The sequence below is a fragment of the Rhizobium sp. O111 genome, from assembly GCF_055616315.1.
This window is the reverse complement of sequence record NZ_JBSHXL010000002.1, coordinates 395,846-418,313: the sequence shown is the minus strand read 5'-3', so window position 1 is coordinate 418,313 and position 22,468 is coordinate 395,846. Positions and strand designations below refer to the sequence as shown.

22 protein-coding genes are annotated in these 22,468 nt (G+C 61.6%); 17 read left to right on the top strand and 5 right to left on the bottom strand.

Features of this window, described 5'->3' with window-relative positions; genetic code table 11:
* The 4 genes from ACVTFQ_RS21465 (at position 1) to guaD (ending at position 4,463) form a co-directional block, all read left to right on the top strand.
* A complete protein-coding gene (locus tag ACVTFQ_RS21465; protein WP_111560537.1) occupies positions 1 to 1,044 on the top strand; it encodes an ABC transporter permease in 1,044 nt (347 codons plus the stop codon).
* A 10-nt stretch (positions 1,045 to 1,054) separates the two neighbouring features.
* Entirely contained in the window at positions 1,055 to 1,990 is a 936-nt protein-coding gene (locus ACVTFQ_RS21460) for an ABC transporter permease (protein WP_111560538.1), read from the top strand.
* 88 nt (positions 1,991 to 2,078) lie between these two features.
* A complete protein-coding gene (locus tag ACVTFQ_RS21455; protein ID WP_111560539.1) occupies positions 2,079 to 2,933 on the top strand; it encodes an aromatic ring-hydroxylating oxygenase subunit alpha in 855 nt (284 codons plus the stop codon).
* Between the two features lie 162 nt (positions 2,934 to 3,095).
* Complete coding sequence (guaD, locus tag ACVTFQ_RS21450) at positions 3,096 to 4,463, top strand: guanine deaminase (RefSeq protein WP_111560540.1); 1,368 nt, start codon at positions 3,096 to 3,098, stop codon at positions 4,461 to 4,463.
* 7 nt (positions 4,464 to 4,470) lie between these two features.
* Here the strand turns inward: guaD and mmsB are convergent, their stop codons facing one another.
* Positions 4,471 to 5,346 carry a 3-hydroxyisobutyrate dehydrogenase gene (gene mmsB / locus ACVTFQ_RS21445; RefSeq protein ID WP_111560541.1) on the bottom strand — a complete coding sequence of 292 codons (876 nt, stop codon included), beginning with the start codon at positions 5,344 to 5,346 and terminating at the stop codon, positions 4,471 to 4,473.
* A gap of 157 nt (positions 5,347 to 5,503) precedes the next feature.
* Between mmsB and ACVTFQ_RS21440 the strand changes: the two genes are divergently transcribed.
* The 4 genes from ACVTFQ_RS21440 to ACVTFQ_RS21425 all read left to right on the top strand — a co-directional run bounded on the left by ACVTFQ_RS21440 (position 5,504) and on the right by ACVTFQ_RS21425 (position 9,227).
* On the top strand, positions 5,504 to 6,691 hold the full coding sequence (locus tag ACVTFQ_RS21440; protein ID WP_111560542.1) for an acyl-CoA dehydrogenase: 1,188 nt from the start codon (positions 5,504 to 5,506) through the stop codon (positions 6,689 to 6,691).
* A 95-nt stretch (positions 6,692 to 6,786) separates the two neighbouring features.
* The gene (locus ACVTFQ_RS21435; protein ID WP_111560543.1) at positions 6,787 to 7,245 is read left to right on the top strand and encodes a DUF4126 family protein; all 459 of its coding nucleotides are present in this window, start codon (positions 6,787 to 6,789) and stop codon (positions 7,243 to 7,245) included.
* Positions 7,245 to 8,612, top strand: coding sequence for an FAD-containing oxidoreductase (locus ACVTFQ_RS21430; protein ID WP_470423999.1), 1,368 nt, complete (start codon positions 7,245 to 7,247; stop codon positions 8,610 to 8,612). The genes ACVTFQ_RS21435 and ACVTFQ_RS21430 overlap by 1 nt, the downstream gene beginning before the upstream one ends.
* 39 nt (positions 8,613 to 8,651) lie before the next feature.
* The gene (locus tag ACVTFQ_RS21425) at positions 8,652 to 9,227 is read left to right on the top strand and encodes a DedA family protein (RefSeq protein WP_111560545.1); all 576 of its coding nucleotides are present in this window, start codon (positions 8,652 to 8,654) and stop codon (positions 9,225 to 9,227) included.
* Between the two features lie 11 nt (positions 9,228 to 9,238).
* Here the strand turns inward: ACVTFQ_RS21425 and ACVTFQ_RS21420 are convergent, their stop codons facing one another.
* Positions 9,239 to 10,282 (bottom strand): NAD(P)-dependent alcohol dehydrogenase, encoded by a 1,044-nt coding sequence (locus ACVTFQ_RS21420; RefSeq protein ID WP_112949380.1) that lies wholly within the window; start codon positions 10,280 to 10,282, stop codon positions 9,239 to 9,241.
* Positions 10,283 to 10,613: 331 nt separating this feature from the next.
* On the opposite strand from ACVTFQ_RS21420, the gene ACVTFQ_RS21415 reads away from it, so the two are divergent.
* From ACVTFQ_RS21415 to ACVTFQ_RS21395, 5 genes are all read left to right on the top strand, one after another.
* Entirely contained in the window at positions 10,614 to 11,639 is a 1,026-nt protein-coding gene (locus ACVTFQ_RS21415; protein ID WP_112949381.1) for a sulfate ABC transporter substrate-binding protein, read from the top strand.
* A gap of 8 nt (positions 11,640 to 11,647) precedes the next feature.
* The gene (cysT, locus tag ACVTFQ_RS21410; RefSeq protein WP_112949382.1) at positions 11,648 to 12,505 is read left to right on the top strand and encodes a sulfate ABC transporter permease subunit CysT; all 858 of its coding nucleotides are present in this window, start codon (positions 11,648 to 11,650) and stop codon (positions 12,503 to 12,505) included.
* The gene (gene cysW / locus ACVTFQ_RS21405) at positions 12,495 to 13,370 is read left to right on the top strand and encodes a sulfate ABC transporter permease subunit CysW (RefSeq protein ID WP_112949383.1); all 876 of its coding nucleotides are present in this window, start codon (positions 12,495 to 12,497) and stop codon (positions 13,368 to 13,370) included. Before cysT ends, cysW begins: the two co-directional genes overlap by 11 nt.
* 9 nt (positions 13,371 to 13,379) lie before the next feature.
* A complete protein-coding gene (locus ACVTFQ_RS21400) occupies positions 13,380 to 14,420 on the top strand; it encodes a sulfate/molybdate ABC transporter ATP-binding protein (RefSeq protein ID WP_112949384.1) in 1,041 nt (346 codons plus the stop codon).
* Between the two features lie 223 nt (positions 14,421 to 14,643).
* Positions 14,644 to 16,098, top strand: a complete 1,455-nt coding sequence (locus ACVTFQ_RS21395; RefSeq protein ID WP_111560551.1) for a sensor domain-containing diguanylate cyclase — start codon at positions 14,644 to 14,646, stop codon at positions 16,096 to 16,098.
* Between the two features lie 22 nt (positions 16,099 to 16,120).
* Here ACVTFQ_RS21395 and ACVTFQ_RS21390 read toward each other — a convergent pair whose 3' ends face one another.
* The 3 genes from ACVTFQ_RS21390 to ACVTFQ_RS21380 all read right to left on the bottom strand — a co-directional run bounded on the left by ACVTFQ_RS21390 (position 16,121) and on the right by ACVTFQ_RS21380 (position 19,671).
* Positions 16,121 to 17,170: an alpha/beta hydrolase gene (locus ACVTFQ_RS21390; protein WP_112949385.1), complete on the bottom strand. Its 1,050-nt coding sequence runs from the start codon at positions 17,168 to 17,170 to the stop codon at positions 16,121 to 16,123.
* A gap of 120 nt (positions 17,171 to 17,290) precedes the next feature.
* Positions 17,291 to 18,112 carry an endonuclease/exonuclease/phosphatase family protein gene (locus ACVTFQ_RS21385; protein ID WP_112949386.1) on the bottom strand — a complete coding sequence of 274 codons (822 nt, stop codon included), beginning with the start codon at positions 18,110 to 18,112 and terminating at the stop codon, positions 17,291 to 17,293.
* 95 nt (positions 18,113 to 18,207) lie between these two features.
* Positions 18,208 to 19,671, bottom strand: coding sequence for a phospholipase D-like domain-containing protein (locus ACVTFQ_RS21380; protein WP_112949387.1), 1,464 nt, complete (start codon positions 19,669 to 19,671; stop codon positions 18,208 to 18,210).
* 291 nt (positions 19,672 to 19,962) lie between these two features.
* Here ACVTFQ_RS21380 and ACVTFQ_RS21375 point away from each other — a divergent pair, with 291 nt between their 5' ends.
* The 4 genes from ACVTFQ_RS21375 to ACVTFQ_RS21360 all read left to right on the top strand — a co-directional run bounded on the left by ACVTFQ_RS21375 (position 19,963) and on the right by ACVTFQ_RS21360 (position 22,389).
* Positions 19,963 to 20,223 carry a DUF2934 domain-containing protein gene (locus ACVTFQ_RS21375; protein ID WP_112949388.1) on the top strand — a complete coding sequence of 87 codons (261 nt, stop codon included), beginning with the start codon at positions 19,963 to 19,965 and terminating at the stop codon, positions 20,221 to 20,223.
* 298 nt (positions 20,224 to 20,521) lie between these two features.
* Positions 20,522 to 20,695, top strand: a complete 174-nt coding sequence (locus tag ACVTFQ_RS21370; protein ID WP_413391109.1) for a hypothetical protein — start codon at positions 20,522 to 20,524, stop codon at positions 20,693 to 20,695.
* Between the two features lie 90 nt (positions 20,696 to 20,785).
* Positions 20,786 to 21,517, top strand: a complete 732-nt coding sequence (locus ACVTFQ_RS21365) for a glutathione S-transferase (RefSeq protein WP_112949389.1) — start codon at positions 20,786 to 20,788, stop codon at positions 21,515 to 21,517.
* Between the two features lie 77 nt (positions 21,518 to 21,594).
* Complete coding sequence (locus ACVTFQ_RS21360) at positions 21,595 to 22,389, top strand: SDR family NAD(P)-dependent oxidoreductase (protein WP_112949390.1); 795 nt, start codon at positions 21,595 to 21,597, stop codon at positions 22,387 to 22,389.
* Positions 22,390 to 22,468 lie beyond the last annotated feature (79 nt).

Below are 22,468 nucleotides of genomic sequence, written 5' to 3'. Positions count from 1 at the left end.
ATGGCAGGTTCCTTCCGTTTGCAGCGCCTGCCATCCGCCTCGCCCGGGATCGCGCTGGCTGCCCGAGCGGCCGCCATCATTCTCGCGCTCGTCTTTGCCGGCATCATTCTGGCGATAACAGGTGCCAATCCGATCGAACTTGCCTCTGAAGTCGTGGACGCCAGTTTCGGCTCCAGCTTCGGCATGGAAGACCTGGGCGTTCTCGTCATTCCGCTGATTTTGACCGGCCTGTCGGTCGCCGTCGCGCAGCAGATCGGTGCCTGGAACATCGGCGCGGAGGGGCAGTTCTATGCCGGGGCCTTCGCGGCTGCTGTCGTCGGCCTCTTCGTGCCGGGGCCGCCAGCACTCATTCTTGTGCTGATGTTCGTTGCCGGCCTGGTTGGCGGTGCCGTCTGGATCCTCGTGCCGACGTTGGCGCGCGCCTATGCCAGCGTCAACGAACTGATTACCACGCTGTTGATGAACTTCGTGGCGATCCTGCTCGTCTACTATGTCTCCACCAATGCCTGGCGTGACAAGATGGCAAATTCGGCGACGCGGCGGCTTTCCGCTGAAATTCCGGAGCTCTGGGGCTCGATCCATTGGGGGCTGCCGATCGCAATTCTCATCGCGCTTCTGGTCGCCGGTCTGCTTGCCTATTCCCGCTGGGGCTATGAGGTGCGGCTCGTCGGCTCCAATCCAGCGGCGGCGAAATATGCCGGAATGCCGGTCCGCAGGCATCTGATCACCGTCATGCTTCTATCGGGCGCCATTGCCGGGCTCGCCGGCATGCTCGAGATCGCCGGCACGGTGCACCGTCTACAGGGCGGCATCTCCAACAATTACGGCTACCTCGGCATCATGGTGGCTGTCCTCGCCAGAAGCTCCGCCGTCGGCGCCATCTTCTCGGCCGCATTGATGGCTTTCATCCTGAACTCCGGCATCATCCTGCAGACGCAGGGCCTGACGACGTCGACGGTTTTGGCCATCACTGGCCTCATTCTGTTTCTGACGGCAATTGGCGACGAGCTCGCCCATTACCGCATCGCGCGCGACAAGGCTTGAGGAGAGCGACATGGATCTTTTGACCGGCCTCTTCACAACGGCCTTCCTGGCAGGCGGCGTCCTGGCGCTTGCAGCTCTCGGCGAGGTGCTCGCCGAGCGCGTCGGCGTTGTCAATCTGGGCGTCGAAGGCCTGATGGCGATGGGCGCTCTGGCCGCGATCGCAACTGTGGCAGCGATACCCTCGCCCACCATCGGCTTCGTCTCCGCTCTCGCGGTCGGCGCCTTGTTCGGCGCCCTGTTTGCGTTTGCGACCGTCATCCTGCGCGCCAATCAGGTGCTTTGCGGTCTAGCTTTGACCCTCATGGGCAGCGGTATCGCATCCACCATTGGCCGCGCCTACTCCGGCATGCCGGCCCGCGCAACCTTTACGCCGATCGAGGTGCCGCTGTTGAGCAAGATTCCGTTCATTGGCCCGGCCTTCTTCTCGCAGAATATCCTGCTTTATCTGATCTTCATCATCCTGCCGGTCGGTCTGAGCTATCTCATGTTCCGCACTCGCCATGGCTTGAACTTGCGGGCGGTTGGCGAGAACCCGGCGGCGGCTGACGCTGCCGGCATTCCCGTTAATCTCATCCGCTTTGCCTACGTGACGGCAGGCTCCGCGCTCGCCGCGGGCGCCGGAGCCTATCTGACGCTCACCTTCGTGCCGTCCTGGTCCGATGGTGTGGTCGCCGGGCGAGGCTGGATCGCCGTGGCGTTGGTGATCTTTGCGGGATACCGCCCCATTCCAGCGGTTCTATCCGGCCTGCTCTTCGGCTTCATCACGGCGCTCGGCTTCGTCGGTCAGGCGCGGGGCTGGCCAATCGCGCCGGCGTTTCTGTCAATGCTGCCCTATCTCGGCACCATGGCCTTCATCATCGTGCCCGTTCTCGCCTGGCAGCGCATGCGCCGCATCATGGCGGCGCCTGCCGCAATCGGCCTGCCCTACTATAGGGACGTCAGATGACAATGGCCTGCTACTCGACCGTGCGGCATTGCCGAAGGACCACCGAACTGCAAGAATTAGATCCACGAGCAATGAAGGAGAGCGCGTCATGAGATGCTCCGACAAAGCGGCCCTCGATCAATGGTATCCGCTTGGCACAAAAAAAGAGATAGCCCTCGGCCGCACGAACACTCGCCTATTGGGAACAGCGTTGACGATCGATCGCGCCGTGGATGGCTCTCTTGTGGTCATGGCCGATGACAGCGATCGACCGCTTCCGATCATCAACCGCTTCGGCCTAGTCTGGACCACGCTTGGGGAGCCAGCCGGCGGGCTTTTCGCGCTTCCCGAAGCAGACGAAGAGGACCGCCGCGTCGTCAATTGCGGTTCGGTCATGGTGCGGTCATCGGGGTTGCGGATCATCGAGAATTTTCTCGACATGGCGCACTTTCCGTTCGTCCACACGGACATTCTGGGCGCCGAGCCACACACCGAGGTGATGCACTACAACGCTGAAATCCGCCGGGATGTCGACGAGGTCTGGGCCACCAATTGCCAGTTCTTCCAGCCCCAAGCGGCGCTATCGGCGACCGACGGAATCATGACCGACTATATTTACCGGGTGATGACGCCGTTCACGACGCTGCTTTACAAGACCTGTCCGAATTCGGCCAATCGCTGGGACGTTATCTGCCTCTTCGTTCAGCCGCTCGATCCCGACCGCTGTATCGCCCATCCCGTGATGTTCCTGATCGACGACGTGTCGACGACGACGGAACTCGTTCACTTCCAGCAGCTGATCTTCCTGCAGGACCGCATCATTCTGGAAAACCAGCGCCCGCTGCTTCTGCCCATGGAACCGCGTGCGGAAATCCCGACCCGCGCCGACGCGAGCTCAATCGCCTATCGCCGCTGGCTAAAGGAAAAGGGCGTCACCTACGGCACGACGGCCATGGCGGCCTGAGACCGGGCGATTCTCGCTCGCGTTGGAAGCGTCCCATCATTGCACGGCAGCCACCACGAAAACGCAGGGCTCCGGCGATGGACCCCGTCGCCATTCGCTATAGATTTAAATTCGTGCATACGTGCGCCGATACTGACGCGTTGATCGAATTGGAATACAGCATTGGACTTGCGGAATAAAACGCTCTGCGCCTCCGGATTTCACGCACCGGAGCGCGGAAAGATCGATATCCTGGACGAGGTGCTGATCGACATCGGCGCGGATGGCACGATCGCAGCCATGCATCGCCCGAGCGATCCGAACTACCGGACCATTCGCGAGGCCCGCGAGGAAGGCGGCGAACTGGTCACGCTGCCCGTAGGCTCTTATCTCCTTCCGGGTTTCATCGATCTTCACGTCCATGCGCCGCAATATCCCCAGCTTGGCAGCGCGCTCGATGTGCCGCTCGAAGTGTGGCTGCAGAAATACACCTTCCCGCTGGAAGCCCGCTACGAAGACCTTGCCTTCGCGAAGCGCAGCTATGGCCTGCTCGTCGACGACCTCCTCGCAAACGGTACGACCACCGCGCTCTATTTCGCGACCGTGCACCAGGATGCGACGCGATCGCTCGCGGACATATGTCTGGAGAAAGGCCAGCGCGCCCTGATCGGAAAAGTAGCGATGGACAATGCCGACGAGTGTCCGGACTATTATCGTGACGCCTCTTCCGAAGAAGCCATTGAAGGCACGCGCGCACTGATTGAATACATCAACAATCATCCTGATAATGTTGAAAAGAAAGTGCTTCCCGTCATCACGCCGCGCTTCGTGCCATCCTGCACCGACGCGACGCTTGAGGGATTGGGTGCTCTCGCCATGGAGTGCGGCTGCCACGTGCAGACCCACTGTTCGGAGAGCGACTGGGCGCATCGCTATGTGTTGTCCCGCCATGGCGTGACCGATACCGAGGCGCTCGATCGCTTCGGCCTGCTCGGCCGCCGCACGGTTCTGGCACATGCCAACTTCCTGACGGATGGCGACATGGAGAAGGTGCGGGAGCGCGAAGCGGCCGTCGCCCACTGCCCGCTCTCCAACGTATACTTCGCCAACGCCGTCTTCCCTCTCAAGGCCGCGCTCGACAAGGGTATGCATGTCGGTCTCGGTACGGATATCTCCGGCGGACCAAGCGCTTCCATGCTTGAGAACTGCCGCGGCGCGATCCTGATGTCGCGGGCGCTCGAAAGCGGCGTGGATCCTAAGCTCAACGCTGTGGCGCGCGCCAGCTACGGGCCGGCGCAGATCGATTTTCGCGATGCCTTTTACATCGCGACGGCAGGCGGTGGCGTGGCGCTCGATCTGCCGATCGGCCTGTTCAAGCCCGGCTATCTCTTCGATGCCATCGTCATCGACACCAAGGCGCTGAAGGGATCGGTGCGCTTGTTTGACGAGTTCGATAGCGGCGAGCAGATCCTGCAGAAGATCATCAACACGGCCTCGAAACCCAATATCGCGACCGCCTGGGTCGGCGGCACGAACCTGCGCCTGCCGTAACAGGACGTCAGCCGCGCAACATCTCGATGATCGCCGAGAAGTCGCGGCCGCCATTGCCCTGCTTTTCGAAGAGAGCGAACAGCTGCGCGGCTTCGGCGCCAAGCGGCGTCGAGGCGCCTGTCGCGAGCGCCGCCTCCTGTGAGAGGCGCAGATCCTTGAGCATCAAGGCGGCCGCGAAGCCCGGCTTGTAATCGTTGTTGGCGGGCGATGTCGGCACCGGGCCGGGAACCGGGCAGTAGATATTGATCGACCAGCATTGGCCCGATGACGTCGAGGCGACATCGAACAGCGCCTGGTGCGAGAGGCCGAGCTTTTCGCCCAGCGCGAACGCCTCGCAGACGCCGATCATCGATATGCCGAGGATCATGTTGTTGCAGATCTTCGCCGCCTGTCCAGCGCCGGCCTCTCCGCAATGCACGATCTTTCGGCCCATTGCCTCGAGTACAGGTTTGGCTCTGTCAAAGCTCTCCGGCGTTCCTCCCGCCATGAAGGTTAGCGTCCCGGCCGCTGCCCCGCTCGTTCCGCCGGATACTGGTGCATCGAGCGACGGGCAATCGGCCGCTTTTGCCATATCATGCGCCTTGCGCGCGCTATCGACGTCGATCGTCGAGCAATCAATGACAAGCGTTCCCGAGGGAATGGCGCCAAGAATATCCGTCCACGCTGTCAGGACATGCCTACCCTGCGGGAGCATGGTCACCACAACGTCGGCACCACTCACGGCCTCCGAGATATCGCTCGCCGGCTGAACGCCGGTCGCTTGCGCGGCCTGCAGCAACGCCGGCACCAAATCGAGGCCCGTGACCGTGTGCCCCGCCTTGACCAGATTTGCCGCCATCGGCCCACCCATATTGCCGAGGCCGATAAACGCGATTTTTGCCATATCCTGCTCCCATCGTCAGATGCTCCCATGGAAGGATAGCTATGTCATGATCGCGCGCAGTCGAGAGCGACGGGGACCGCCGCGTGTTGACGCTCCCTCGCCCCGGCGGTATCCCAATAGGGTCCGCGACACGCCGATGGATCGAGGAGGATGAACCATGCAGCACACCCGCGAGAGTTTCGACTGGTCCGATCCGTTCCGGCTCGTCGAGCAATTGACGGACGAGGAGCGCATGGTGCTCGACACCGCGCATTCCTATGCGCAGGAAGAGCTTGCGCCGCGTGTGCTCGAAGCCTTCCGCCACGAGAAAACCGATCCCAGCATCTTTCGCGAGATGGGCGAACTCGGCCTGCTGGGCCCGACGATATCACCCGAACATGGTGGCGCGGGCCTCGGATACGTCGCCTACGGGCTGATCGCCCGCGAGGTCGAGCGGGTCGATAGCGGCTATCGCTCCATGATGAGCGTCCAGTCCTCGCTGGTGATGGTGCCGATCGATGCGTTCGGATCCGAAGCGCAAAAGCAGAAATATCTGCCGAAACTAGCCACCGGCGAATGGATCGGCTGCTTCGGCCTTACCGAGCCGAACCATGGTTCCGATCCGGGGTCGATGGCGACGCGCGCAAGAAAGGTCGATGGCGGCTACAGCCTTTCCGGCGCCAAGACGTGGATCTCCAATGCACCGATCGCCGACGTCTTCGTGGTCTGGGCGAAGACCGAGGATGGCGTGATCCGTGGCTTCATCCTTGAAAAGGGCTGGAAGGGCCTCACGGCGCCCGCGATTCACGGCAAGATCGGCCTGCGCGCCTCGATAACAGGCGAAGTGGTGATGGACGGCGTCTTCGTGCCGGAAGAGAACCTGTTGCCAAACGTCTCCGGCCTAAAGGGCCCATTCACCTGCCTCAACTCCGCCCGGTTCGGCATCGCATGGGGTGCGCTTGGCGCCGCCGAGGATTGCTATGCGCGGGCGCGTCAATACACCCTCGACCGAAAGCAGTTCGACCGGCCGCTCGCCGCCAATCAGTTGATCCAGCGGAAGCTCGCCGACATGGCGACCGAGATCACGCTGGGGCTGCAGGGCTGCCTGCGCCTCGGGCGCATGAAGGAAGACGGCCACCCACCGGTCGAGCTCACCTCGATTTTGAAGCGCAATTCCTGCGGCAAGGCGCTCGATATCGCCAGAATGGCGCGCGACATGCTTGGAGGCAACGGGATATCCGATGAGTTCGGCGTCGCGCGACATCTCGTCAACCTCGAGGTGGTCAACACCTATGAGGGCACGCACGACATTCACGCGCTGATCCTCGGCCGCGCGATAACGGGGATAGCGGCCTTCTCGAACTGAGAGAGAATTCTTCGCCGCCAAATTGCAACAGACCCGGCAATATGCAAACTTTCCCCCATCGCGGGGATACCCTGCGCTGCGATGGGGGATTGCGCATGCTTCTGTTTCTCGCATTTCTGATTGGCATCATCGCCGGGCTGCGCGCGCTGACAGCGCCCGCGGCCGTCGCCTGGGGCGCGGCGCTCGGCTGGTTCGACGTATCTCAGACACCGCTCGCCTTCATGGGCTATCGCTGGGCACCGTGGATTTTCACACTGCTGGCGCTGGTCGAACTGGTGACGGATCAATTGCCGTCCACGCCTTCAAGAAAAGCGCCGATGCAGTTCGGCGCGAGGCTGATCATGGGCGCGCTGTCAGGCGCCAGCATCGGCGCCGCTGGCGGATCGCTGATACCAGGGCTCATCGCCGGCATTCTCGGCGCGGCCGCGGGCACACTCGGCGGTGCCGCGGCGCGCGCTAAATTGGCAAGCGTGTTTCAGAAAGATCCGCCGGCCGCCATTCTCGAGGACGCGGTCGCCATTGTCGGCGCGATCCTGATCGTGGCGTCGGTCTGATGCGCGGCTTCGACGCCATCGTTGTCGGCGCCGGCCAATCCGGCCCCTTCCTCGCCGCCCGGATGGCGGAGAAGGGCATGAAGGTCGCGCTGATCGAGCGCAAGTATCTCGGCGGAACATGCGTCAACACCGGCTGCATGCCGACCAAGACCCTCGTCGCCAGCGCCCGCGCGGCCTATGTGGCACGTAATGCCGGCGGCTATGGCGTGACGATCCCGGGCGATATCCGCATCGACATGGCGATCGTGCGCAACCGAGCCGAGACGGTAACCATGGAGGCCCGCAATGGGCTGATCTCCTGGTTCGCGGGCATGGACAACGTGACCGTGATCTACGGCCATGCCTGTTTCGAAAACGAGCGCACAATCAGCGTCAACGGCGAGCTGCTCACCGCGCCGCGCATCTTTATCAACGTCGGCGCGCGGCCCGCCATTCCCGATATGCCTGGGATCGGCGAAATCGACTATCTGACCAGCACATCGATCATCGCGCTGGGCACTTTGCCCCGGCATCTGGTGATCATTGGCGGAAGCTATATCGGCCTCGAGTTCGCGCAGATGTATCGCCGCTTCGGCGCCGAGGTTACGGTCGTCGAGCGCGGCCCCAAGCTCGCCTCGCGCGAGGATGACGATATCTCGGACGCGATCGCCGATATTCTGCGCGCCGAGGGAATTGCCGTCCACACCGGCGCGGACCGCATCGCGTTCAAGAACGGCGCGAATGGGATAGAGGTCACGGTCGCCGACGGCATAGCCGAGATCACGGCGAGCCATGTGCTGATTGCAACCGGCCGCGTGCCCAACACCGACGATCTCGGCCTCGATCGCGCCGGCGCCGCCACCGACAAGCGTGGCTACATCACCGTTGACGACAAGCTGGCGACCAATGTCGAGGGCATATGGGCGCTTGGCGACTGCAATGGCCACGGCGCCTTCACGCATACGTCCTACAACGACTTCGAGATCGCGGCCGCGAACCTGCTCGACGGCGAGGATCGCAAGCTCAGCGACCGCATTCTCGCCTACGCGCTCTACATCGACCCGCCGCTCGGCCGCGTCGGCATGTCGGAAAAACAGGCGCGCGCATCGGGCCGCGAGATCATGATCTCGACCCGGCCGATGACCAAGGTCGGCCGCGCCAAGGAGCGGGGCGAGACGAAGGGCTTCATGAAGGTGATCGCCGACGCGCAAACCAAGCAGATCCTGGGTGCCGCCATTCTCGGCATAGAGGGCGACGAGGCGATCCACGGCTTCATCGACGCGATGAACGCCGGGACAACCTATCCCGAGCTGAAATGGGCCGTGCCGATCCACCCGACGGTCTCCGAATTGATCCCGACATTGCTTGGCGACCTCAAGAGCGTGTAGCCTTCAACCCGGCAGGCCAGAAACGCTGAGGGATCAATCGTGTCCATAGAACATCTGATCGAACACTATGGGATTATCGCGATCTTCCTTGGCACCGCGTTCGAGGGAGAAACCGCGGCCTTTTTAGGCGGCATCATCTCCCATCGCGGGCTGCTCACCTATTGGTCGGCCTCGCTGATGGCGTCGGCGGGTTCATTCGCCGGAGACCAGATGTGGTTCTTCGCTGGCCGCTATGCGGCCCGCTGGCACGTCGTCCGCCGGCTGATGGAGACGCCGACGCTGGCGCGGGTCACGTCCCTCCTCGAGCGCTACCCGACAGGCTTCATCCTGGCGTTTCGCTTTCTCGTCGGCCTCCGGACGATCAGCCCGATCGTGATCGGCACGACGCGAATCTCGACCGGAAAGTTCATGATGCTGAATGCGGTCGCGGCACTTGTATGGGGACAGCTGTTCACGGCGCTCGGCTATCTCTTCGGACACGGGATCGAGCAGATCCTCGGTCGTCTGCCGCTGCACCATCACCTCTTTGTGGGGCTCGGGGCCGCGGCCATCGTGGCTGTCGCGGCCCTTGTCTTCAGAAGAGCTTTCAGAAAGACGTCGATTAGCGCGAGCTAACCGACAGGCGCCTATTCCATCACGATCTGGAGCTTCACATCGCTCGGCCGCGCTTCGACCGCGCGGTCGAAAGCCTTGATCGCGTCCTCGAAGCCGAAAGTCTCTGAAATCAGAGGCTTCAGATCAACGCGTCCGGAGCCGAGAAGCGCAATCGAGCGCTCATACTGATGCGCGTAGCGGAATACCGTTTCGATGCGGATTTCCTTGGTCGAAGCAGTCGAGACGTCGAAACCGATCGGGTTGACCGGCAGACCGACGGCAACGATGACCCCGCCGGGGCGCGCCAGATCCATGATCGTTTCCCAGGCCTTCGGCGAACCGGAGCATTCGAAGATCACATCGGCGCCCCAACCGTCCGTCAGCCGCGATACTTCCTCGACGAGGTTAATTTCGCGGATATTGACCGGGATCACGCCCTGATACTGGGCGGCGATATCGAGCTTCGGCTGGGCGAGATCGGCCACGATCGCGCGAGCGCAGCCGCCGGCAAGTGCGGCGATGGCGACCATCGTGCCGATAGGACCGGCGCCGAGCACGACGGCGGTATCACCGGGCGCGATCTTCGCCTTGGTGGCGGCCTGCATGCCGACGGCGAAGGGCTCGACCATGGCGCCTTCGGCGAAGCTCACATTATCAGGCAGCTTGAAGGTGTAGTTGGCGGGGTGAACGACTTCGGGCGTGAGCACGCCGTGAACTGGCGGTGTTGCCCAGAAGGAGACGGCGGGATCGACATTGTACATGCCGAGCCGGCTTGCCTTCGAATTCGGATCGGGAATGCCCGGCTCCATGCAGACGCGATCGCCGACCTTCAGATGCGTGACACCGGCGCCGACCTCGACGACGGTACCCGCCGCCTCGTGCCCGAGAACCATCGGCTCGTTGACGACGAAGGGGCCGATCTTGCCGTGCGTGTAGTAGTGAACGTCGGAGCCGCAGACGCCGACCGTGTGAATCTTGATCTTGACCTCGCCCGGACCGGTTTCCATCGGCAGATCGATTTCACGGATTGCGAGCTCATGCTGGCGCTCCAGCACCAGTGCGCGGACTTTGGTCATTTACGTATTCCTTCCCTTGCCTCCCCGCTCGCGAGTCGAGCGCGGCGTCGGCGGACTATAATCGCCGAACAAGACGGATTTCAATTCCATCGCCAAAGCTTTTGCTCATGAAGCGATGGAATGCCCGCGTCCGCTCACTGGTCGCCCTTAAAGCTTGTTCATCCTTGGGCGGGACGAGTCAGATCGCGGCCACCCGCGGCAGCACATTCATTTCAAATCGGCGGACGAAATGGCACGTCATTCCGTAACCGCCGCATGTAACAGGAACAATCTTCGTTTCATTATACGACCAAGTTGGTAGAGTTTGGATCACAAACGAAGGAGGTTCCCTATGCACGCACAACGGATTACCCGGCTTCTCGCGGCCGCGGTTCTCGCCGGCAGTTTCGCCATCGGCGCTGTCGCACCAGCTTTTGCCGATCAGACGCTTCTCAACGTATCCTACGATCCGACACGGGAACTCTACAAGGATTTCAACGCCGCCTTCGCACAGAAGTGGCGGAAGGACACCGGCGAGACGGTGGCGATCCAGGCCTCGCACGGTGGCTCCGGCGCTCAGGCGCGCTCGGTCATCGACGGTCTCGATGCCGATGTCGTAACGCTCGCTCTCGAAGGCGACATCGACGCGATCGCTGCAAAAACCGGCAAGATCCCCGCCGATTGGAAGAGCAAGCTTCCAAACAACTCGACACCTTACACCTCCACCATCGTGTTCCTGGTGCGCAAGGGCAACCCCAAGGGCATCAAGGACTGGGCCGATCTCGTGAAGGACGACGTTCAGGTCATTACGCCGAACCCGAAGACATCGGGCGGCGCACGCTGGAACTTCCTGGCTGCCTGGGCTTGGGCCAAGCAAGCAAACGGCGGCGATGAGGCGAAGGCCCAGGCCTATGTGACGAGCCTTCTTCAGCACGTTCCCGTTCTCGACACCGGCGCACGCGGCGCAACGACCACCTTCGTTCAGCGCGGCCTTGGTGACGTGCTCCTTGCCTGGGAAAACGAAGCCTATCTCTCGCTCGAAGAACTCGGCCCCGACCAGTTCGAGATCGTAACCCCGAGCTTCTCGATCCGTGCCGACCCGCCGGTTGCCGTGGTCGACGGCAATGTCGACAAGAAGGGCACGCGCAAGGTCGCCGAAGCCTATCTGAACTACCTCTATTCCGACGAGGGCCAGAAGATCGCGGCCAAGCACTATTACCGCCCGATCAAGCCCGAAGCAGCCGACCCTGCCGATATCGCCCGCTTCCCGAAGCTGACGCTTGCAACCATCGACGATTTCGGTGGCTGGAAGGAAGCGCAGCCGAAATTCTTCGGCGATGGCGGCGTGTTTGACCAAATCTACAAGCCGGCACAATAATACATCGCATGAGAGCACATAGCCCCACGCGGTGGCGGTTCAGGCGGCCGAGTGTCATTCCAGGATTTGGAATGGCACTCGGCTTTACCTTGATCTGGCTCACCCTTCTTATCCTCATCCCCCTCTCGGGCCTCGCATGGCGTTCGAGCGAGCTCGGCTGGGAGAAATTCTGGTCGATCGCGATCGATGCCCGTACGATGAACGCGCTGCGGATCAGCTTCGGCACCGCCTTCGCGGCCGCCTGCGTCAACGTCGTCTTCGGCATCGTGCTCGCCTGGGTCCTGGTGCGCTACCGCTTTCCCGGCAAGCGCATCATCGACGCCATGGTCGACCTGCCTTTCGCGCTGCCGACCGCGGTCGCCGGCATCGCGCTTGCGACGCTCTACGCGCCCAACGGCTGGCTTGGTCAGTTCCTGACGCCGCTCGGCATCAGAATCGCCTTCACTCCAGTCGGCATCGTTGTCGCGCTGGTCTTCGTCGGCCTGCCCTTTGTTGTGCGCACGGTCCAGCCAGTCATGGAGGAGATCGACAAGGAGGTCGAGGAGGCCGCCGCCACGCTCGGCGCGAACCGTCTGCAGACGATCACCCGCGTTCTGTTGCCCGGCCTCGCTCCGGCTGTCCTGACGGGCTTCGCGCTGGCTTTCGCACGAGGCGTCGGCGAGTACGGATCGGTCATCTTCATCGCCGGCAACCTGCCGTTCAAATCGGAGATCGCCCCGCTGCTGATCGTCATCAAGCTGGAAGAATATAACTATGCGGCCGCCACCGGCATCGCCGCCGTCATGCTGGTGCTGTCCTTCGCCATGCTTCTCGTGATCAACCTCATCCAGAGCTGGAGCAGACGGAGGTATGGCAATGGCGCATGAGACCCACGCTTCGCCCGCCAGGAAAGTGCGCTCCGTCGTCACCGAGCACCGATGGGCGCGGTGGACGCTGATCGTCGCCTCGCTGGTGTTCCTGACGCTGATCCTGATCCTGCCGCTGACAGCCGTGTTCGTCGAAGCACTGCGGAAGGGGCCGACCGCCTTCTTCACGGCCTTGCAGGATGCGGAAACCTTTTCCGCGATCCGGCTGACCCTGATCGTCGCGGGCATCAGCGTGCCGTTGAACGTCGTCTTCGGCGTGGCCGCCGCCTGGGCAATCGCCAAGTTCGAGTTCAAGGGCAAGGCCTTCCTGACAACGCTGATCGACCTACCCTTCTCGGTCTCGCCGGTCATATCAGGTCTGGTCTTCGTGCTGCTGCTCGGCGCCAACACCTATCTCGGGCAATGGCTGAGCGCCCACAGCATCAAGATCCTGTTCGCGGTTCCAGGATTGATCCTGGCAACCATGTTCGTCACCTTCCCCTTCGTCGCCCGCGAGCTTATCCCGCTCATGCAGGAACAAGGGACCGGTGACGAAGAGGCTGCGATCTCGCTGGGCGCCAGCGGCTGGCAGACCTTCTGGCACGTGACCTTGCCGAACATCAAATGGGGCCTGCTTTACGGCGTACTTCTCTGCAACGCCCGTGCCATGGGCGAGTTCGGCGCCGTCTCGGTCGTTTCCGGCCACATCCGCGCTCAGACCAACACCATGCCGCTGCAGGTCGAAATCCTCTACAACGAGTATAATTTCACCGGGGCTTTCGCCGTTGCCACGCTACTGGCGCTGCTTGCGCTCGTCACCCTTGTTTTGAAGACCTTGCTGGAAATGCGATACAGCGATGAAATCGCCGCGAGCCGGCGGCACTGAGGAATTAGAATGGAAGTTCGTGTTCAAAACCTACGCAAGGAATTCGATCGGTTTCCGGCTCTGCATGACGTTTCGCTCGATATCCGCTCCGGCGAGCTGATCGCGCTGCTTGGTCCGTCCGGCTCCGGCAAGACGACGCTCTTGCGCCTGATCGCCGGGCTCGAAAGCCCGACCGAGGGACTGATCTATTTCGGCGACGAAGACGCGTCTCGCAAGAGCGTTCAGGAGCGCAATATCGGCTTCGTGTTTCAGCACTATGCGCTGTTCCGCCACATGACGGTGCTCGACAATGTCGCCTTCGGCTTGAAGGTCCGCCATTCCTCGCGCCGCCCTCCGAAGAACGAAATACGCCGCAGAGCGCTGGAACTGCTCGACCTCGTCCAGCTCCCCGGCCTCGAAAAGCGCTATCCCGCGCAGCTCTCCGGCGGCCAGCGGCAGCGCGTGGCGCTGGCGCGCGCCATGGCCGTGGAACCGAACGTTTTGCTGCTCGACGAGCCGTTTGGCGCACTCGATGCACAGGTCCGCAAGGATCTGCGCAAGTGGCTGCGCGAGATCCACGACCGGACGGGCCACACGACCATCTTCGTCACCCACGACCAGGACGAGGCGATGGAACTCGCCGACCGGGTGGTGGTGATGAGCCAGGGCGCGATCGAGCAGGTCGGCACGCCCGATGACGTCTACGATCACCCCAATTCGCCCTTCGTCTTCGGCTTCGTCGGCCAATCGAACTGTCTGAAGGTCAAGATTTCCAACGGCGAAATCTGGTTCGACGGGCGCTCGCTCGTTATCCGCGCCGAGGGCGAGGCTGACGGTGAGGCGAGCCTCTACTTCCGTCCGCACGATATCGAAATCCGCAATGGCGCCGAAGGCATCGCCGGTGTCGTCACCAGCAGCCGCCGCGTTGCCGGAACGCGTCACGTCGAGATCGACATCGGACAGGGCCATCCGCCGATCGAGCTTGAACTGCCGCCGGCAGCGGCAGGGGCCATTGACCACAGCGGCATTGCGTTTCGGCCAACCCGTTGGAAGCTCTTTAGGTCCGCCTGAGGCTGACCAGAGAACGAACCAATACGAAAAGAACGGGGCACTGCCGTTCTTTTTGCTTATATGCCGGAGCGTGGCGTTGACGGCAGCCCCACGTGAAAATGTGCGCGACGTCTGCATTATCCCCATTCTCGTCAAGCTCGGCTTTAGAATTGTGCCTTAAGGATGAGTGGGCTGTCGCGGCGTGCGATGGCTTGAAAGCTGATCGCATCGAAAGACCGCCGCCATGACAAGCATTGCTTCCGACCTCGACATTTTTGATCTGGCGCCGATCGCCATGTGGATCGAGGATTTTAGCGGGGTTGCGGCGCAGTTTGATGTCTGGCGGCAGGAAGGGGTCAACGAAATTAGGAGCTTTCTGAAAGAGGATTTGAGCCGCGCGGCGGCCTGCTCGCAGCGGATTCGGATATTGCGGGTCAACCAGAAGACGCTGGACCTCTTCGAGGCAGAAAGCCAGGACCACCTGACCGCCAATCTTTCGTCCATATTCCGGGACGAGATGCTGGAAAGCCATGTCAACGAACTCGCTGCCCTTTGGGACGGACACCTTGAGTTCGACGGCAGCGCCGTCAACTACGCGCTCTCGGGGCGACGCCTCGATATCCAGTTGCGCGGCTCGGTTCTACCGGGCTATGAGAAGACGCTGGAGCGTGTACTGATCACCACCGAGGACGTGACCGCGCGCGAGACCGCGCGGCGTGCCGAACAGGAAAATCGCCTTTACGCCGAGGGCATTTTCGAACACTCTCCCGTGTCGCTCTGGATCGAGGATTTCAGCCGCGTTAAAGCGTTGCTTGAAGACGTTCGCCATCGCGGCATCGTGGATTTCCGTGTGTTTACAGATGTTCATCCGGAGTTCGTCGTACAGTGCATGAGCGAGATCAGCGTGATCGAGGTCAACAAGGCAACGCTCGATCTCTTTGGCGCGCCGGATCGCACCACCCTCCTTCATGGCATTGCGAGCATCTTCCGTGATGACATGGAGAAGACCTTTCGCGAGCAGCTGATCGAGCTCTGGAACGGCGGTCTGTTTCATCAACGCGAAGTCATAAATTACGCGCTGGATGGCTCCGAGCGGCACGTGCTGCTGCAGTTTTCCGTGTTCCCAGGCCATGAGAAGGACTGGTCACGCGTACAGGTCGCCCTGACCGACATTACCGCACGCAAGAAGGCCGAAGCCTATCTCGAATATCTCGGCAAGCACGACGTGCTGACGAAGCTGCATAATCGCGCCTTCTACATGGATGAGCTCAACCGCTTGCAGCGCAAATCGCTGCGGCCGGTATCCGCCTTGATCATCGACCTCGACGGGCTGAAGATCGCCAATGACCAACTCGGCCACGACGCGGGCGACGCGCTGCTGCGCCGCCTCGGCGAAGTGCTGAACGGCGCCGTTTCCATGCCGAACCACGCTGCCCGCGTGGGCGGTGACGAGTTCGCGGTTCTCATGCCCGGCGCCGACCGGCAGGCGGCACAGGCAATGCTTGAGACCATTCAGGAGCTGTTGAAGATCAACAACCAGTTCTATTCGAATGCACCCCTCGATATATCGGTCGGCCTTGCCACCAGCGAAGAGGGTGAAACGATGGAGGCGATGGTCCGACGCGCCGATCTGGCGATGTACGAACAGAAGCGGGCGCATCACGCAAGCCGCAAGGCTGCTCCGTCAGCGGCTCTATAGGCGACAACTGTCGAAACGCTCGCTACTGACGCGGCTTGTCGGCGAAATGGTCAAGCGCGAATTCGGCGGCGCGCTGGTTGGATCTGCGGGCATCGTCGAGCCAGAACGGAAACAGCTGCCATTGGTGGATCATTCCGGGCAGCACCTCCGTCGTCACATCGACACCGGCCTGCTTGGCCTTGTCGGCGAGGCGCAAGGTGTCGTCGAGCGAGATCTCCCTGGAGCCAACCTGCATCAAGAGCGGCGGAAAGCCCTTCATGTCGGCATAGAGCGGCGACACGCGCGGGTCCGTCGGCGAGCGATCTCCGAGATAGGCCTTGCGTGCCGCCTCGATCTGCAGTGCATTGCCGAATGGATCGTTGACGGCGTTGCTCCTGATCGATGCACCGGTTGCCGCAAGGTCGGTGACGGCGCTGATGGTGATCACAGCCGCGGGCGGCGGCCCCTGAAGCTTGATCTGCCGCAGCACCGCTTCGATTGCGAGGTTGCCGCCGACGGAATCGCCGAGCACGACGATGTTGCCGCTTTCATATCCGGAATCGAGCAGCCAGAGGTAGGCGGTCAACGTGTCGTCGATCTGGGAGGGATAGGAATATTCCGGCGCCAACCGGTAGTCGATCAGCAGCACATCGGCCGATGCCGCCTTCGCAAAGGACGCGGCCGAAGCGCGATGCGTGTCGAGCGAACCGCTGTAGAAGCCGCCGCCATGGACATAGAGGATGGCACGCTTGCCCATCGAATAGTGAAGCCGCGCCGGCCATATCATCTCGGCATCAACGCCACCGGCGTCCACCTCCTTGATCTGCACCCGTGATGGTCCGGGCGTCGTTTGCATGAGCTGCTCGAAGGCATCGCGGCGTTCCGAAAGCGTGCTCGCCTTCGCATAATGCTCGCCCATCTTGTCCAGCAGGTTCGCGACCTGTGCTCGCGACGCCTCCGTCTGCACGGCTTCGTCTGCGGCGAGCGAGGGAGCCGCAAGACAGAGCGAAAGCAGGGAGACGGCTGCGATGGCACGCCGCGCCTTCGCAATCGACCGGCTGACCGCATCTCCATGATGGCGTGCGCTTGGCATTTCCAGACCTTTCCGTGCCGGCCCTGTGCCGATCCGCGCAGACCCTCTCACGACTGGAGGCTGTGTCAAGGTGCGCGAGGCGCCTATGGTAAACCGGGCGCGGTTGCAGCGCGGCCAGTATCACGCGGACTTGGCGTCTTCCTGCGGATTGACGAAGGCCTTGATTGGCAGATGGTCGGAGGCGACACGCGACAACGGCGTATCGTGTGCCTCCACCGTGGTCAGCAAGCCCTTGCGATTTGCCATGATGCGATCGAGCGCTAGCACCGGCAAACGCGCCGGGAAGCTAGGCACAGGGAGCGGCTGCGGACCGAAGCTCAACTGAAACGAATGAAGCGACGAGCGGTCGCCCAGCCGCCATTCGTTCAAGTCGCCAAGCAGGATGGTCGGCATGTCAGACTTATCCGCCATCAACTCGAGCAGCACCTTCGCCTGCTGCGCCCTCGAATGCCTCAAAAGCCCGAAATGCGCGGCGATGATGCGCAGCGCGCCGCCCCGCTCGAGATCGAGTTCCGCCACGAGCGCGCCGCGCGGCTCCAGGCCCGGAAGCTTGATCTGATGGACGTCCCGAACCAGCCCCTTCTTGAAGAGCACCACATTGCCGTGCCAGCCATGCGCCTTGTTCACGCCGCTGATCGGCACCGGCACCAAGCCGCTCTCTCTTTCCAGGCGCGGCAGATCGAGAATGCCCGTTCGTTCGCCAAAGCGTGTATCCGCTTCCTGAAGGGCGATGACATCGGCGTCGATTTCATGGATCACGCGGCTAGTGCGATCAGGGTCGAAGCGTCTGTCGTTGCCCACGCATTTATGCACATTATAGGACGCAATCAGCGTGCCTTCCGGGCGTGACATTGGACTGGCATGAGCCAGTTCAACGCGCTTCCTGTGGTTTCGGATGGAAGCAAGAATGCTTGCTGGCAGATTGTTGTTCCTGGCATGCATCGCTGTTTTCCGGTGCTCCATGAAGCGAATGGGTTCCCTGGCTTCAGTATAGGCGCTCCGCTCAAAGTTGCCATGTCAGAGCATGCAAAAATCGCTCAGAGATAGGGCGAGCCGAGCCAGAGGACCTTGTTCAGCAGGCGTACCGGAAACGGCGCGGACCGCAAGCCTTGCAGCGTTACCGGCGCAGCGGAGCGGATCGCCTCGTCGATATGTTCCTCGATCTCGTTGGCGAAGCCCTCGTTCAAAACTTCGAGATCGATCTCGAAATTCAGCCGCAGCGAGCGCGGATCGAGATTGGATGACCCGACATAGGACCAGACGCCATCGATCGACAGCAGCTTCGAATGGCTGAACGCGCCACTGGCGCGCCAGATGCGGCAATAGTTGCTGACGATCTGATCGAACTGCGCGGTCATCGCCCTGTCGACCAGAACGAGATTGTTGGCGGCGGGAACCACGATATCGACCTCGACGCCTCGGCGCGCCGCCGTCGCCAGCGCGCTGATCAGCTCCCGATCCGGCAGGAAGTAAGGCGACATGATCTTGATCGACGTGCGGGCGACCGAAAATGCCCCCATCAGCATCTTGTGGTTCGTCTCCACCCTTCTGTCGGGTCCTGACGCGACGACGCGCATGAAGACGGGATCACCAGGCTCCCGCTCGGGTGCTGCGATCCGCCACTCGTCGCCGGTCAGCTCCTCGCCGGTCGTGAAACGCCAGTCTTCGGCCGCGATATCGAACAGGTCGGCGACAACGGGTCCGGTGACCATGAAATGGGTGTCGCGCGCGAAGTCCTCGCCGGCGAACTCGCGCGTGAAACCGGCCCGGATGTTCATCCCGCCGGTCAACGCTACCCGGCCGTCCACGATCACGATCTTTCTGTGGGTTCTCAGGTTCGCATAGGGCAAGCGCAGCCCGATGATGACATTGCCGTTGAACACGGAGACGGAAACACCGCCATCCTCAAGGTAACCGAGGATACTCGGCACCGAGTAACGGGCGCCGACGGCGTCAATCAGCACGCGGACCTGCACGCCGCGTTTCGTCGCCGCGATCAGCGCATCGGCGATCCTGAGCCCGATCGGGTCGCGATCGAAAATATAGGTTTCGAGAAGAACGCTTCGCTCGGCACCGTCGATCGATGCCTTCATCGCGGCGTAGCAATCATCGCCGGTTTCGAGCATGTCGATCGTGTTGCCGGTCGCGATCGGGCTGCGGGCCACACGGTCGCCGAGCGTCTGCAGGGCGGCGAAACGACGGCCGAAACCGCTGATGACGATCTCGGCTTCTGCATCGAAGGTTTCCAGTTCATCGAGATCGGCCTGCGGCATCAGCGCGTCGCGGCGCAGGCTCAGGGAGGCGCGGCGGATGCGGTTGATGCCGGCGATCGCGTAAAGCACGGCGCCGACGATGGGGGACAGGACAATGACGCCGACCCAGCCGATCGCGGCGCGCACTTCTTCCTTCGTCATGGTCGCGTGGATTGCAGCGGCAGCCCCCATGAGCAACGAAATAACAAACAGGATATGCGGCCAATAGGTCGATATGAGATAAAACATGCAACCAAGATATAGCGGTAATTCAGGACTGTTCAATCACGCCCTTGGGTGGCACATGCCTGTCACCTTCAGCGAATCTCCGGCATGGTCTGATGACAGTATAATCGCGCCAGCCGCCGCCCCGGAATGCCCGCATTTGGGGCACAATCCGCGCTTTCGTTAAGCATCGTGCTGCAACGCCACATATATTTTTGCAGTGTGTCAGAAATTACTTGAAACAACGCGATTCGTCTGGAACTCTTCAATCAGTATCGCGTTTGAACGATGACATCCCTGCAGTGGAGATCGGCGATGACGGAAACTCAAAGAGAGTGGGTTCAGAAGCGCGCGTATGCGCTTTGGGAAGAGGAAGGCCGCCCCAGCGGGCGTGATCATGCGCATTGGGAACAGGCGATGAAAGAGCGCGCCGCGCTCGAAGGGTCCGCCGCGTCCGCCGATGGCAAGGAAGTCAAGAGCAGAACGAAACGCGCAGCTCCCGAGATCAAGGTGAGTAGCGCGGCCAAGGCGACCAAAAGTGCGCCTAAGAAATCCACGCCGCGAAAGTCGGCATGATCTCTGCAAATTATTGATTTAAAAGGGCGCCTCCAGGGCGCCCTGTTTTCATTTCAGTCACATCTCTGCATTAATTCAGTCGTATTGAATGAATGCCAGAAAGATCTTCAGTCGCAGCGCAATTTCGGACTTACTTAAAAGTGCTGTGGCGGCGGTTCCCAATGGAACAAAAGTGACCTTTTGACGGTTCTCCTGCAAAACTGGGAGAATGGTCATGAACCGCAGCTACTTCGACGTAATTCTCGTTTCCCTCATCGTGGCAGGTTGCTACATGTTCATCGCTCCGGTGTGAAATACAATGCCGACCCTGGTCCTTGCTGCAACGGCTTATCTGGCGCTCGCCATGCTGCTTGTCGTCGTCGTCGACAATCTCGTGGCCTTCTTCTTCCGCGAAAAATCCACTGCAATTTCCGTGCGCCGCTCGGCGTTTGAACGTATCGTGGCTGTTTCACGCTGGTATGGCCGCAAGTAACGACTGGCGGCGATGCCAATCGCCGATATATTTCAACAGGCGGCGCCTGAACGATGACAGAACGACCAGGCGCCTTTCACGGAGGCGCGGATGGCGTATCAACTCTACTACTGGAACGGCATTCAGGGACGGGGCGAGTTCGTGCGTCTCGCGCTCGAGGAAGCGGGTGCCGATTACATCGATGTCGTGAGACACGAGCAGCCGGGCATGGGCACCGATGCCATGCTGGAAACCCTGGATCACGGGTTGAACTCGACGACCGCATTTGCTCCACCTTTTCTAAAGGATGGCGACATCCTGGTTTCGCATGTTGCCAACATCCTCTTCTACCTCGGCCCGAAGCTCGGGCTTGCGCCTTCCGATGAAAAGCTGCGCTTCACCGCGAACGGGCTTCAGCTGACGATCACCGATTTCGTCTCCGAGGTTCACGACACCCACCATCCGATCTCGACAGGGCTCTACTACGAGGATCAGAAGGCCGAAGCGAAGGCCCGTTCCACGGCGTTCATCGATGAGCGTATCCCGAAGTACCTCGGCTATTTCGAGCGCGCGCTGCAACAGAACCCGAGCGGCTCGCGGCACATCGTCGGCTCGGAGCTTTCCTATGTCGATCTCTCGCTGTTCCAGGTGATCGAAGGTCTCTGCTACGCATTTCCGAATGCGATGAAGAGCTACCAGGACCGCTACACCGCCTTGGCCGATCTGCATGCGGCGGTGCGCGAGCGTCCCCGGATCGCCGCCTATCTCGCCTCCCCTCGCCGGCTCGCCTTCAACGAAGACGGCATCTTCCGGCACTATCCGGAACTTGACGCAGGCAACTGATCTCCAATCTAATCCCGGCGGGACATCATCGCGGCCGGACGAGCTCCGGCGTTCGACAAAACTGGGAGATCGTTTTCATGGCACATCTTGCGCAATCGCTTGCGGCAATCAAAATCCCCGATCTGACCGGCAAGGCCGTTCTGATCACCGGCGCCTCGACGGGGATTGGCGCGGCACTCGCCAGGGCGCTTGCAGCTCAGGAGATGAAAGTCGGGATTCACTACAATTCAAGCCGAGATCAGGCGGAAGCGCTGGCCGACGAGATCAAGGCGGCGGGCGGCCACGTCCATCTCGTCCATGGCGACGTATCCAAAGAGGGTGAGACCGAGCGCGTTGTCGAAGAAACCGCCAAGACCTTCGGCCATCTTGATGGCTTGGTGAACAATGCCGGCGGCATGCTCGGCCGCAAGCCGACCTCGGAATTCACCGACGAGCATTATGAAAAGGTGATGGACCTCAACGCCCGCTCCGTGCTGGCCGCCACCCGCGCCGCCCACCCGTGGCTGAAGAAGCAGGGCGGCTTCATCATCAATACCACATCGATTGCCGCGCGAAACGGCGGCGGTGGCGGCGCAATTCTTTACGCCGCCGCTAAGGGCTTCGTCTCCACCATCACCCGTGGCCATGCGAAGGAATTCGTGCCCGACCGCATCCGCGTCAACGCGGTCGCTCCAGGCGTGATCGCCACGCCGTTCCACGAGCGCTACACCAACGACGAGCAGATGGAGATGCAGCGCAAGTCGATCCCGATGGGCTTCGTCGGCACGCCCGAGGATTGCGTCGGCGCCTATGTGTTTCTTGCATCGCCAACACTGTCAGGCTACGTCACCGGCCAGATCATCGAGGTCAATGGCGGACAGTTGATGCCCTGATCTTCAGTGGCGCAAATCGATACGCTTACGCTGTGATCCAAGGAACTTTTGCAGCGCAACAACGTTCCCTGCAGGCTAA